Genomic DNA, 12,901 nt, shown 5'->3' with positions numbered 1-12,901 from the left:
TAATCGCGGTATTTAAATTTTAAATACTTAACAACCTATTTCCTATTAAATTGGAAATATATTTAACGAATTATTTTCTATGAAATCATGTTCGGCTAGCAAATAAAATAATCCACTTATTTTACTTCACTTTTCTCTAACTCTTGACATTAACGTTACGTAATCCTTTATCGTTTTAGTGTCACTTAAGGAGTAGCTATGTCTTTAACGGTAAAACAATTAGCTAAAATTTCTGGTATTAGTACGAGAACACTACGTTTTTATGATCAAATTGGTTTATTAAAACCTGCGTTTTATGGCAGTAATAATTACCGCTATTATGAAGAAGATCAATTACTGATATTACAGCAAATTTTGTTTTATCGTGAGTTAGGTTTTTCGCTTAATGAAATCCAAAAAATAATCTGCAGTCATGACTTCGATAAACTTGAAGCATTACATGCACACAAGGAAGCTTTGCTGAAAAATTTAAATAAAACTAAGGCTCTCCTTAAGACAATTGATAAAACGATTGCCCATATTAGAGGAAAAGTAATCATGAGTGAAATTGAAATGTACGAAGGCTTTAATGCCGATAAACAAGCAGAATATGAAAAATATTTAGTTGCAAAAGGAGGATTAACCCAAAAAGAAATTGATGCAAGTTGGAAAAAAGTGAGTCACTGGCAAAAACAAGATTGGGAAGCTCACCAGGAAGAAGGAAATGCTATTAATCAAGAATTAGTCATGGCTATTGAGGCCGGCTTATTGCCAGAGGATGATAAAGTTCAGAAAATAATTAAACGACATTATAATTGGGTTAAAAAATTTTGGACTCCAACGCAGGAAAGCTATATTGGCCTTAGTCAGATGTATCTAGAACATACAGATTTTAAGCAATTCTATGAAAATATCCATCCAAAATTACTCGATTTCTTAATTGCAGGCATGACTATTTATGCTAATAAAGTGTTAGATTAGATATATCTATACTATTTGAGGATGCCACGGCGCAGCCGTGTCATCCAAATAAAGAAATTATAATGTGGGTGCTAAATCTGGTCGTTCTATAGTCGCATCATTTTCGCTAACTTGTTGCTCGCGGCCTAGATAGCGAAGCGGTTTATTATCCATTAAATAAGCTTCAATGGCTTCAAGACTTATATTTTTAGTTTCAGGCATCCAGTAATAGGAATAAATAAAGCCTAGAAAACAAATTACGCCATACATTAGGAATGTATATTCTATACCAATTTGGCTATATAAAATTGGAAAGCTAAAGACCATTAATGTGTTAAATCCCCAATTGCTCATTGATGATAAACCCATGCCCGCACCTCGAACATGCAAGGGGAAAATTTCTGCCATCGCAATATGAGGAATAGGTCCAAGACTTATAGCGAATGAAAAGATATAAACTGTTAAGCAGAGCACCGACAGATAAGCTAAAGCACTTACCTGCAATAAGGAAAATAAACTTAATGCAGTAAGACTAATAAACGTACCCGCAAAACCAAACAGCAATAGCTTTCGTCTGCCAATTTTATCAACCCAAAAGATAGCAAGTATAGTAACTAAAACATTCACTAAACCGATACCCATTGTTGCTAAAATTTGCCCCATCGTATTAGTAAAGCCTAAATTTTTAAAAATCTCTGGTGCATAATAAATAATGACATTAATGCCACTTAGTTGCTGTAAACAGAATAATATAACGCCTAAAAGTAATACTGGTAGTAGCCGTTTTTGAAATAGTAAGCGCCAATTTTTACCATTATGCGGCTCTTTGGCAAGCGTTTCTTCTATATCATTTAATTCTTGATCAACAGAATTATCCGCACGCAATCTTTTTAAAGAGCGAATGGCTAGGTTATGCTTACCTACACTACAAAGCCATCGAGGTGATTCTGGCAAAAATAAAATGCCTACTGTTAAAATTAATGCCGGAATCGCGCTAGAAGCAAACATAGCGCGCCAAGCTTGTTGTTCTATGAGCAAATAATTAACAGCATAAGCGCAAACTATCCCAATTGTAATGGCTAATTGATAAATAGCGACTATTGCCCCTCTTAATTTCATGGGTGCTGTTTCTGCTAAGTATAGAGGTGTTGTTACTGCAGCAATGCCAATAGCAAGGCCTAAAATAAATCGAGAAGTTATTAGAATTGTTTCAGTATTAGCAAGCGCTGCGCCGCCAGCACCTAATAGAAAAAAGAAGCCTGCAAAAGATAAGGTTGTGCGCCTACCTATATATTTTGTAAAACGAGAAGCAATTAACGCACCTATAAACATGGATCCAAATAAAGCGCCAAAAGGCAGCGCTGAGGTCATAATACCTACATGTGTATGGGTAAGTGAAAAATGATTTTTAACAAGATCTAATGACCCTGCAATAATGCCTTCATCATAACCGAATAAGAAACCTGCTACTGAACCGATAATTGCTACCAACCAAGCCATATTCAATCCTTACTTTTAGTCAAATTTTTAATTATGAACGGCCTAAATATTAACTTTTGGAAATAACTTAGTATTAATCATGAAATCATTAACTGAGCTTTAAAAGATTTAATTTAGATGTCAGTAATAAAAATTTGAAAATTAAAGAGTGCATCTTCGTAAATATTCTACATTCTAAAACGTTAATTTTTTTGTAGTACTGATTTACCTAAAACACTAGTTGCCTGAGTTATAGCTGTTGAACTTAGCATTCTAATTTTCTCCCAATTTTTTGATTTTACTGCTTCTTCAGGAACGATCCAAGAACCACCAACGCAAGAAACATTTGGGAGGTTCAAGTAATCTAAGAAGTTACGTTCACTAATGCCGCCAGTAGGACAAAAATGAACATTTGGAAATGGGCCATGAATTGAATCTAACATGTTAACCCCGCCTACTACTTCAGCAGGAAAAAACTTAAAATGATTAAAACCAAATTGCAACCCTTCCATTAATTCAGAAATACTAGCAATACCAGGAATTAATGGGATTGTCGAGTCTTTTGCTGTTTGTAATAATTCTCTAGTCAAACCAGGACTAATAGCAAACTGAGCGCCCACTTGAATAACCTGCTCTAATTGAGTTGGTGATGTTACCGTTCCAGCCCCAACCAATATATCTGGAAATTCCTGTCTTAATCGATGAATAATTTCTAAGGCACTTGCTGTTCTTAAAGTGACTTCAAAAAGAGTAATACCGCAGCTAATTAAGGTCGTGGCTAAAGGAATAGCATCTTCAACATGACGTATAACCAAGACAGGAATGATAGGTCCCTGACTAAATAAAGTATCCGGTTGTAGTGACCAATTATTTAAAGACATACGCTTCACTTTCCATAATTTGTTTTAGATAAAGAGCAGCACCCAGAAGGCCAGGTTGCTCCGCGGTAATAACATAGGTTGGTATTTGCTTATTTAGTTCACTAAATCGTCCTTTTGATTCAAAGCGAGCCCTAAATTCACTATGTTCCATTAAGGGTAATAGTTTAGGTACTACGCCACCTGTAATATAGACGCCACCAAAGGTGCATAAACGTAAAGCTAAATCACCGGCATAGCTTCCTAAACTTGCAAAAAACTGATCAATGACTACCGTGGCCAGTTCAGATTTGCCGTTTAATGCTAAATTTACTATTTCTGCAGCAGATAAATGAGAAACATCTAATTTCTGATAAGCCGCGATTGCTAAGTACAAATTTTCTAATCCCGGACCAGATAGTAAACGCTCTGAAGAAACATGCCCAAACTTATTAGTTAAAAAACGATGAATGAACCATTCTTGATCATTTTGTGCAGCCCATCCTGTATGCCCTCCCTCACCTGATAAAGGCATAAAACCGGAGGGTGTAGGAACTAAATGGGCAACGCCCAAGCCGGTTCCTACACCTAGCATCACCATAGGTTTTGTAATATCAATATCACCTGAGCCAATTTTTACTTTTTCCTCAGGGGTTAAAACAGGTAAACTCATAACAGCTGCGGTTAAGTCATTAAGTACCTGTAATTCGCTAAATCCTAAATTATCTTTTAGTTTGTTAACTGAAAAATGCCAATTTAAGTTGGTCATAAATACTTGATCGCTAATAACAGGGCACGCTATAGCAATAGAGGCATATTTTATATCCAGAAGATTATGCATAGTGCGGTAATGAACTAATGCCTCTTCTAGGTTTGGAAAATTTGCGCAAGGAAAAACGGCAACTTCATCAACTGCTAAATTAATTAAATTAACCCGGCTAAATCGAGCATTAGTACCGCCAATATCAGCAGCAATGGCATAGACACATGTTTCGTGAGCAAGTTGAGTACTCATAAATAATCCTCAGTAACAAACAAACTACAAGCACCCTGCTCAGCTCCAGTTAATTGTGTACGCAGGCAGCCAAATAATTCACGTCCCATACCTTGATAATAGTCGGAAGTATCAAGTTTTGCCGGTGCTCGTGCAATTAGTTCCTCATCAGAAATAAGAAGTTGCAAAATACCTTGCCTGCTGTCAAGCAAAATTAAATCGCCTGTCTGAATTTTAGCAATAGCGCCTTCATCCAGTGCTTCAGGCGTTACATGCAATGCCGCCGGCACATTTCCAGAGGCACCGGACATACGTCCATCTGTAACCAGTGCCACATGAAAACCTCTATTTTGTAATACTGATAACTGCGGAGTCAACTGATGTAACTCAGGCATACCGCAAGCTTTTGGACCTTGAAAGCGAATAACGACAACACAATCCTTATTTAATCTTCCCGCTTTAAATGCTTCCATAAATTCATCTTGGCTGGTAAAGACTTCTGCTTTAGCTTGCACAACTAAATTATCTTTATTAAGCGCTGAAGTTTTAATAACAGCCCGGCCAATATTACCTGATAAAACTTCTAATCCACCATGGCTGCTAAAAGGCTCTTTAGCAGAACGAAGCACCTCGTCATCTAACGTTACTGAAGGACCATCTACCCATTGTAATTGACCATCACGCAAAATAGGCTGTTTTGTATAATGCTGTAAACCTAGACCTACTACGGTCTGCACATCTTCATGAAGCAAATCAGCTTCTAATAAAGTATTGATTAAGTAAGCCATACCGCCAGCACGGTGAAAATGATTAATATCTGCACTGCCATTAGGATAAATTTTAGCAACAAGAGGTGTTACTTTGGATAAATCAGCAAAATCATCCCAATTAATTATAAAACCTGCAGCTCGTGCAATCGCTACAAGATGCATAGTGTGATTTGTAGAGCCACCTGTAGCTAATAGGCCAATAATGCCATTAACAATTGATTTTGCCTCAACGATGTGGCCAATAGGTAAGTAATGATTACCTAAATCAGTTAAACTCATGACTTGTTTAGCAGCAGCTCGAGTTAACGCCGTCCGTAAAGGTGTATTTGGATTAATAAATGATGAGCCAGGTAAATGTAAACCCATCATTTCTACAATAAGTTGGTTAGAATTAGCTGTACCAAAAAATGTACATGTGCCAGAGGTATGATAGGAGGCAGCTTCGGCGTCTAATAAAACTTCCCTGTCAACCTTGCCTTCAGCATATAATTGACGAATACGCGCTTTTTCTTTGTTAGAAATACCAGAAGGCATAGGTCCTGCTGGAACAAAAACAAAGGGCAAATGACCAAAACTTAACGCTGCAATTAATAATCCAGGAACAATTTTATCACAAATGCCAAGCATTAAGCCGCCATCAAATAAATTATGGGATAAAGCGATAGCAGTAGATAATGCGATAACATCTCGGCTCATTAAACTTAAATCCATACCTGGCTGGCCTTGGGTTACGCCATCACACATCGCAGGTACACCGCCAGCAAACTGAGCTATCCCACCTATTTCGTTAATTGCTTCTTTAAGAATGGCTGGATATGACTCATAAGGTTTATGAGCTGATAAAACATCATTATAAGCAGAAACAATAGCAATATTAGGTTGCACTAATTGACGCATGACTAATTTATCACCTTCTCGACAAGCAGCAAAACCATGCGCTAAATTACCGCAATGTAATGCACCTCGATGTGGGCCTTTTAAGCGTGCTTTTTCTAAACGTGCCAAATAGCGCGCGCGGCTGTTTGTGCTTCGCTTAATAATACGCTCGGTGACTTGTTTAATAGTTGTATTCATAAATATCTCACTAAGGCGAAAACATCACTTGCAGCTCAATAGCTGGATTATGTAAAAAAGCTCGAACAGGCATAGCAAGAGTATCCTGCCCCGAAGCAGCTTCTTTAAGCACAGCTAGTTTATTTCCACCTACTAAAAGTAAAAAGATAAAACGACTATTTAATAATCTATTTTTAGTCAATGAAATTCGCGTGTAGGGTGCTGTTGTGGGTTTAACAACAATGACTGAAGTATCTGTAGTTAAGCCTGCTTGAATTTCCTTACTACAAGGAAAAAGCGATGCGGTATGGCCATCTTCACCCATACCCAAAATAACAGCGTCAAATTGAGGTAAGCAGTCTAGGCGAGCAGTAATTTCCTCAATATTTTTTTCAAGTTCATTACTTTTAGGTAATAAACTAATGTATTTTGCTTTCGCCGCTTTATTTATGAGTAGATGACGCTTTAACATTCCTTCGTTACTGTCATTAGAACTAACTGGCAACCAACGTTCGTCAGCAAGGAGAATGGTTACTTTATCCCAAGCTAAATCTGCCTCAGAGAGAAGATTAAATAAAGATTGCGGTGTTTTACCGCCTGATACGACTAAATAGGCATGACCGCGTATCGCTATCGCCTCTGTTAAAATAGATTTTAATTTATTACAAAAATAACTATTTAAACTAGCAGAATCATTAAATTGCTGTAAATGCATATTACTCATCCCAATTTCTGCCATCACGTGCTAATAAAGAAGTTGCTGCAGCTGGTCCCCATGTACCAGCTTGATAAGCTCGCGGAGGCTCATTATATACTTGCCAGGCTTCTAAAATACTATCAACCCATTTCCAAGCAACCTCAACTTCATCTCGGCGTACAAATAAACACTGGTTGCCTAACATAGCTTCTAATAATAAACGTTCATAAGCATCAACAATACGTTCAGCTTTAAACGTTTCATCAAAACTTAAATCAAGTTTACTTTGCTGCAACTGCATGGTTTCACCTAAACCTGGAATTTTATTAATAATTTGAATTTCAACACCTTCATCAGGCTGCAGACGAATAATTAATTTATTTGCTTTTAAGTTCTTATAAGTTTTATGAAATATATTATGAGGCTGTGGCTTAAATGAGATTAATATCTCACTGTACTTCCTCGGCATACGTTTACCAGTACGTAAATAAAAAGGAACGCCTGCCCAGCGCCAATTATCAATAAAAACTTTTAAAGCAACAAAGGTTTCAGTTGTGCTTGCTTTTGCTTCATTTTCTTCTAAATAACCAGGAACTGCACGACCTCCAACAAACCCACTCGCATATTGACCACGTACTGTCATTTCATGCACATTTTCTAAAGTAATAGGCCTTAATGCTTTGAGTACTTTTAACTTTTCATCACGAATATTATTAGCATCTAAGCTAACTGGTGGCTCCATTGCTATAAGAGCTAGAATCTGTAGAAGATGATTCTGCACCATATCTCGCATTTGTCCGGCATTGTCATAATAGCCCCACCGCCCTTCAACACCGACTTCTTCTGCAACTGATATTTGTACATGATCAATGGCATTATAGTCCCAATTTGTTGCAAAAATTGCATTGGCAAAACGTAACACCAATAAATTTAATACTGTTTCTTTGCCTAGATAATGATCAATGCGATAAATTTGACTTTCTTTAAAATATTGCGCAATTTGATCATTAATAGTAATAGAAGAGGCTAAATTATGGCCGATAGGTTTTTCTACAACAACACGAGCCGGATCTTTAGCTAAGCCAACATTAGCTAATCCTTCACTAATATAACCAAACAAAGAAGATGAGGTTGCAAAATAACTCACAGCAATACGTGACTTAGGATCTGTTATTTCTTTAAGTTTAGTATAATCTGCTATTTGAGTCAGATCGATTTGTACATAATATAGTTTCTTTCGCAATTTTTGCCAAACGTCTTGATTTAGAGGCTCTTGGTTAAACTTCTTTAAGTTTTCTTCAACAAAATCAATAAAATTATCTTGGCTGAAATTATCACGCGCAACGCCAATAACCCTCGTTTGAGCATGTAACAAACCTTGCTTTTCCAGTTGATAAAGCGCTGGTAAAAGCTTTCGACTTGCAAGATCGCCTTTTGTGCCAAATAAAATTAAATCACAAGCTTTATTATTTTCGGCATTTCCTTGCATAACTTTTTTCCTTCTAACAACCGGTTAAGAGTAAATTACTGCAAAGTGTCTCGATTTTACACCAGTGAGCTTGACCGTCAACTTAAATTAAATGAATTTAATCTCTTTATTAGTCATAAAGTTATCAATTTGCAGAATTTGAATTTATGACCTATGTTTAATTGTAACCTTAATTTAGGAGAGTAATATGGACAATTATATGGACCGTAACGAAGGAACGAACCGAGATTCTTCTCGCTCTCAAACGTTTAATCGTAACCAAGATTCAATGATTACTGGCTACTTCCGTGATAAAGATTCTGCAGAGAATGCATATCGCTCTTATATTGATCGTGGCTATGATCCTAAAGATATTAATGTCATTATGTCAGAAGACACTCGTCGCAAATACTATGACTCTGATATAGCTAGAGCAAGCTCAAATTCTAGCATGTCTGATGATTCTGATTTATCTGATAATAGGGTAGATGATGGTGATCGAGTAAAAGAAGGTATGGGCGTTGGCGGTGCGATTGGTGCTATCACAGGTGCTACCTTGGGTGCTATTGCTGCTATCGGCACTAACTTAGCTATTCCTGGTTTAGGTTTAGTTGTTGCAGGCCCAATTGCAGCAGGACTTGCTGGTGCTGGCGCTGGAAGCCTTTCTGGCGGATTAATTGGTGCATTAGCTGGCTGGGGTATTCCTGAAGATAAAGCACGTCGCTATGAAGAAGGTGTTCGTTCAGGCGGTATCGTGATGGGTGTACGTCGTGACCCTAACCGTGACTACTCAGACTTAGAAAACGATTGGCGTCAGTATGATAATGATAATTTAAGCCGCTAAAAATATTGTCGTAAAGGGCGGATTTTCCGCCCTTTTTTATAATTAACTCTAGCCTACTTACTCCTAGACTCTAATAGTTAGCCTCTTAAGACGAGATAGATGAATTAATTGACACTCAGTTAATAAGAAAAACCTCACGTTCTCAAAATTCATAGCAGCTAATTCTCTCCTCTGTTAAACTACTAATTCCCAAAAAAGTAAGAGAATCATTTCATGAGGATTGCAAAATTAGCGATATTATCATCCTTGGTTAGCAGTCAATTATTTGCGCAAGGAATAGAGCTAGCAGGTACGTTAACGCATACTATAATTAAAAGTAATACCCCCAATCAGCTCATTAAAAGTGAACAGCCAAAAGAAATTAGGCTTCTAAAAATTAAATTATCTACTAAAGAAAAAGAATTAATTCATTTAAAAGCTAGAAATCTATTAGCATCCGTAAACCCTATAGCTACTTATAGAGGTCCAGAACACATTCAGCTAGGTATGAATACTGTTCCGGTATTAGATCAAGGACGACATGGTACTTGTGTTACTTTTGCTGTAACTGCGGCAATAGATGCTGCTCTTAACAAAGGAGACTATATAAGCCAGCTTTGCCAATTGCAATTGGGTAATTATTTAGCTCAAAATGGTTATGGTTTTAGCGGCTGGGATGGTTCATTAGCCCGGACAGTACTTAACCAAATGGAAACATTTGGCATTGTTAATAAAGAACAAGAAGCCGATATAGGTTGTGGTGGTCTAAATAAATACCCACATGAGGGCGAGGATCCAGTCACGGCAATGCCGCTTGAGGAGTTCCATCGCATCAGTGAACCGCTTAACCTTGATGAAATACAATCATCCCCTATTTTAGATCCCTATCAAGCATTTAATGATCGAATTGATACCAATAAAACATTAGCTGAAGTTAAAAAAGCTTTACTTTCTGGTGATCGTGTAACCTTTGCTGTCTTTCTAGTTGATTATGACTTAGGTGTTGTTGGTGCTGTAGGTAGTAAAAATGCACCTCATGATACTTGGGTACTTACGCCTATTATTGCACGCGACGCATGGCTAAACACTGATTTTGCAGCAGGCCATGAAATGGTTATTACAGGTTTCGATGACAATGCTGTAGCTAGAGATGATGAGGGAAACGAATATAGAGGTTTATTAACCTTACGTAACTCTTGGGGAAAAAGTCTTGGCGATCAAGGCAATTTTTATATGTCTTATGATTACTTTAAACTTTTAGCTTTTGAAGCGCAAAGAATACGAACTATACAAGCAGAGAAGAATAACTAGAATGCCGAGCTAAGCGTGCATTATTTTTCTTAACTTCACCGATGGATATAGATATAAGCTTATATCCATCGATTATTTTAATTCTTTAAAATTTTGGATTAACCCTTAATAACTGAGTTATCTAAAACTTTTTGAGCTTGCTCAACACGATAATTCTTAACAGCTTGTCTATATTCTGGGTGTTTGTTACCTAAAATACTAGCAGCTAAAATTGCTGCATTAATAGCACCTGCTTTACCCACAGCTAAGGTTCCAACAGGAATACCTGCTGGCATCTGAACGATGGATAAGAGTGCATCTAAGCCATTAGTAAACGTTGATGAAGGAATAGGAACACCTAAAACGGGCAGAGTTGTTTTAGCAGCCACCACGCCAGGCAAGTGGGCAGCGCCACCAGCAGCTGCAATAAAAACTTCAACCCCATCTTTCTCCGCTGTTTTTAAATATTCAAATAAGGCTTCAGGTGTTCGATGAGCCGATAATGCTCGAACCTGATGGGGGACATCTAAGGCGTCAAGTACCTTGCTTGCCTCTTCCATTAAAGGCCAATCTGATTTTGATCCCATTAAAATGGCTACTAATGCTTTTGTCATGAATTTTCCTCAAGTACTAATCATTAAATTTTTTGTGAAATAGTTTTAATTGCGTCAATTAATAAAATGCCCTCTAATTTTTGAATACGTGTTTTAAGCGCTTCAGGTGTATCCGTTGGCAATATATCACATTGCTTTTGTAAAATAATTGGGCCTGCGTCAACCTCTTCATTAACATAGTGAACAGTACAACCACTGTGTTTTTCACCTGCTTCTAACACAGCTTGGTGTACCTCTAAATCCATTAGACCAGCATAAGCAGGTAGCAAAGAAGGATGAATATTAATAATTTTCTGTTGCCACTTCTGAATAAATTCAGCTGATAAAATACGCATATAACCAATTAAAACGACTAAATCAACCTGATATTTTCTTAATAATTGACTTAACTTACAATCATATTCTTCTCTCGTTAATCCCTTTGCAGAAAGATAAGCGGTGTATAAACCAGCATGAGCTGCTTTCTCTAAAATGGGTGCTTTTGCTTTGTTACTAACGACAATTTCTATGGATGCATTAAGCGTTTTTTGCTTTATTGCCTCAACAATCGCGACTAAATTGCTACCTCGTGTGGAACCTAGAATACCAAGGCGAATCATAGGTTGCGAATCCTTTTCATATCTTGAACACGCCGTTTAATTACTTGCTCTGTACCAATATCGCTACGGTGGAATAAAGGACCTTTAATCTTCGAAACTGCTGCTTCAGCGATTTTCTCAGCAGCAATTATAGAATCAGCAATACCCACGTAGGCTGCTGTACGTGAACCTGTCGCAAGTACTGTCTGAGCATCAAGCTCGTGAACAGCAGCTAAATAAAGATTTTGTGTATCTTTAATACTACTAAAATCAACTGGAAAATCTTGTAAAGGCTGCTCTGGATACCCTTCTGGTACAACGTATTTACATACCGTTGCTTGTTTTTTAAATTGCACGCTCTCCCTTTTTAAAGAGCCTGTTACCATTTGTTGACATATTGTTACAAAATCAGAATCTAGGATGGATAAAACATTAAGTGCTTCCGGGTCACCAAAGCGCGCATTAAACTCAATAACAAAGACCCCTTTTTTAGTTGCAATGAAACTACCATATAAGATGCCAATGTAATTTTGCTCACATTCTTTATTTAAAGCTAAAAATACATCTTGATTAATTTTTAAAGCATCCGCTACTTCTCGTTCACTAAGAAAAGGTAAGCTCTGATTACTATCAGAGTAACTGCCCATACCGCCTGTATTTGGACCTTTATCACCTTCATAAGCACGTTTATGATCCTGTACTAAAGGCATAGGAATTAATGTTTTACCATCAACAAAACACATAAAAGAAAATTCTTGACCAGTTAATTTTTCTTCGATAATAAAAGTTTGATTTTTAGCTAAAATTTCGCTTGCAAAAGCTAAAGCGTCCTCAATAGATTTAAGGTGCTCTCCGGCAACTTTAACCCCTTTGCCCCCCATTAATCCATCTGCTTTAATAACATAATTTTCTTCGCCAAGTTCCGTTATAAATTCAGTAACCTGATCTAAGCTAGTAAATTTTTTATAGTTCGGTAGACCAGGAATTCGATGCTTTCGCATTAAATCACGGCCAAATTCTTTACTTGTTTCTATTTGGGCTAATGCTTTTTTAGGCCCAATTGTTGGAATCTCAGCTTGCCATAATGCATCTGCCACCCCGCCTTCAAGTGGTGCTTCAGGACCAATAATGGCTAAATGGATATCCCAAATCTTAGCTTGCCGACTGACTTCAGTACAATTGGTAATATTTCCAACATTATATTGCCTACACAATTCTTTTATACCTGGATTGATAGAAGTACCATAACAGTATAAGTTAGGTTTTTGATTAGAACGTAGTAAGGCTTTAGCGATGGCATGCTCTCTGGCACCTGATCCAATAATAAGAATATTCATTC

The 12,901-nt window shown here is 37.2% G+C and carries 12 protein-coding genes; 3 read left to right on the top strand and 9 right to left on the bottom strand.

Annotated elements, in window-relative coordinates; genetic code table 11:
- The first annotated feature begins 198 nt into the window (after window positions 1–198).
- Entirely contained in the window at window positions 199–960 is a 762-nt protein-coding gene (locus ACQUW5_RS10675; RefSeq protein WP_444991237.1) for a MerR family transcriptional regulator, read from the top strand.
- A gap of 57 nt (window positions 961–1,017) precedes the next feature.
- On the opposite strand, the gene ACQUW5_RS10670 is transcribed toward ACQUW5_RS10675, so the two are convergent.
- From ACQUW5_RS10670 to zwf, 6 genes are all read right to left on the bottom strand, one after another.
- A complete protein-coding gene (locus ACQUW5_RS10670) occupies window positions 1,018–2,439 on the bottom strand; it encodes a sugar porter family MFS transporter (protein ID WP_444991236.1) in 1,422 nt (473 codons plus the stop codon).
- A gap of 182 nt (window positions 2,440–2,621) precedes the next feature.
- Complete coding sequence (locus tag ACQUW5_RS10665) at window positions 2,622–3,299, bottom strand: bifunctional 4-hydroxy-2-oxoglutarate aldolase/2-dehydro-3-deoxy-phosphogluconate aldolase (protein WP_444991235.1); 678 nt, start codon at window positions 3,297–3,299, stop codon at window positions 2,622–2,624.
- Complete coding sequence (glk, locus tag ACQUW5_RS10660; protein WP_444991234.1) at window positions 3,286–4,290, bottom strand: glucokinase; 1,005 nt, start codon at window positions 4,288–4,290, stop codon at window positions 3,286–3,288. The genes ACQUW5_RS10665 and glk overlap by 14 nt, the downstream gene beginning before the upstream one ends.
- Window positions 4,287–6,113, bottom strand: coding sequence for a phosphogluconate dehydratase (gene edd / locus ACQUW5_RS10655; RefSeq protein ID WP_444991233.1), 1,827 nt, complete (start codon window positions 6,111–6,113; stop codon window positions 4,287–4,289). Before edd ends, glk begins: the two co-directional genes overlap by 4 nt.
- Window positions 6,114–6,123: 10 nt before the next feature.
- A complete protein-coding gene (gene pgl / locus ACQUW5_RS10650) occupies window positions 6,124–6,816 on the bottom strand; it encodes a 6-phosphogluconolactonase (RefSeq protein ID WP_444991232.1) in 693 nt (230 codons plus the stop codon).
- Entirely contained in the window at window positions 6,809–8,278 is a 1,470-nt protein-coding gene (gene zwf / locus ACQUW5_RS10645) for a glucose-6-phosphate dehydrogenase (RefSeq protein ID WP_444991231.1), read from the bottom strand. Before zwf ends, pgl begins: the two co-directional genes overlap by 8 nt.
- A gap of 187 nt (window positions 8,279–8,465) precedes the next feature.
- On the opposite strand from zwf, the gene ACQUW5_RS10640 reads away from it, so the two are divergent.
- Window positions 8,466–9,101: a hypothetical protein gene (locus tag ACQUW5_RS10640; protein ID WP_444991230.1), complete on the top strand. Its 636-nt coding sequence runs from the start codon at window positions 8,466–8,468 to the stop codon at window positions 9,099–9,101.
- Between the two features lie 213 nt (window positions 9,102–9,314).
- Window positions 9,315–10,391, top strand: coding sequence for a C1 family peptidase (locus tag ACQUW5_RS10635; RefSeq protein ID WP_444991229.1), 1,077 nt, complete (start codon window positions 9,315–9,317; stop codon window positions 10,389–10,391).
- 98 nt (window positions 10,392–10,489) lie between these two features.
- On the opposite strand, the gene purE is transcribed toward ACQUW5_RS10635, so the two are convergent.
- From purE to purD, 3 genes are read right to left on the bottom strand one after another with little or no spacing between them, the layout of a single operon-like run.
- Complete coding sequence (gene purE / locus ACQUW5_RS10630) at window positions 10,490–10,984, bottom strand: 5-(carboxyamino)imidazole ribonucleotide mutase (RefSeq protein WP_444991228.1); 495 nt, start codon at window positions 10,982–10,984, stop codon at window positions 10,490–10,492.
- Window positions 10,985–11,007: 23 nt separating this feature from the next.
- A complete protein-coding gene (purN, locus tag ACQUW5_RS10625) occupies window positions 11,008–11,583 on the bottom strand; it encodes a phosphoribosylglycinamide formyltransferase (protein WP_444991227.1) in 576 nt (191 codons plus the stop codon).
- Entirely contained in the window at window positions 11,580–12,899 is a 1,320-nt protein-coding gene (gene purD / locus ACQUW5_RS10620) for a phosphoribosylamine--glycine ligase (RefSeq protein ID WP_444991226.1), read from the bottom strand. Before purD ends, purN begins: the two co-directional genes overlap by 4 nt.
- Window positions 12,900–12,901: the final 2 nt, after the last annotated feature.

It is taken from the genome of Legionella pelazae, assembly GCF_052527395.1.
This window is presented reverse-complemented; position numbering and strand designations above follow the sequence as displayed.

Bases quoted from the DNA above. Each gene is read 5' to 3' on its own strand.
- purD (WP_444991226.1), bottom strand. From the start codon at position 12,899: ATGAATATTCTTATTATTGGATCAGGTGCCAGAGAGCATGCCATCGCT.
- glk (WP_444991234.1), bottom strand. From the start codon at position 4,290: ATGAGTACTCAACTTGCTCACGAAACATGTGTCTATGCCATTGCTGCT.
- zwf (WP_444991231.1), bottom strand. From the start codon at position 8,278: ATGCAAGGAAATGCCGAAAATAATAAAGCTTGTGATTTAATTTTATTT.
- purN (WP_444991227.1), bottom strand. From the start codon at position 11,583: ATGATTCGCCTTGGTATTCTAGGTTCCACACGAGGTAGCAATTTAGTC.
- edd (WP_444991233.1), bottom strand. From the start codon at position 6,113: ATGAATACAACTATTAAACAAGTCACCGAGCGTATTATTAAGCGAAGC.
- ACQUW5_RS10665 (WP_444991235.1), bottom strand. From the start codon at position 3,299: ATGTCTTTAAATAATTGGTCACTACAACCGGATACTTTATTTAGTCAG.
- ACQUW5_RS10635 (WP_444991229.1), top strand. From the start codon at position 9,315: ATGAGGATTGCAAAATTAGCGATATTATCATCCTTGGTTAGCAGTCAA.
- pgl (WP_444991232.1), bottom strand. From the start codon at position 6,816: ATGAGTAATATGCATTTACAGCAATTTAATGATTCTGCTAGTTTAAAT.
- ACQUW5_RS10640 (WP_444991230.1), top strand. From the start codon at position 8,466: ATGGACAATTATATGGACCGTAACGAAGGAACGAACCGAGATTCTTCT.
- ACQUW5_RS10675 (WP_444991237.1), top strand. From the start codon at position 199: ATGTCTTTAACGGTAAAACAATTAGCTAAAATTTCTGGTATTAGTACG.
- purE (WP_444991228.1), bottom strand. From the start codon at position 10,984: ATGACAAAAGCATTAGTAGCCATTTTAATGGGATCAAAATCAGATTGG.
- ACQUW5_RS10670 (WP_444991236.1), bottom strand. From the start codon at position 2,439: ATGGCTTGGTTGGTAGCAATTATCGGTTCAGTAGCAGGTTTCTTATTC.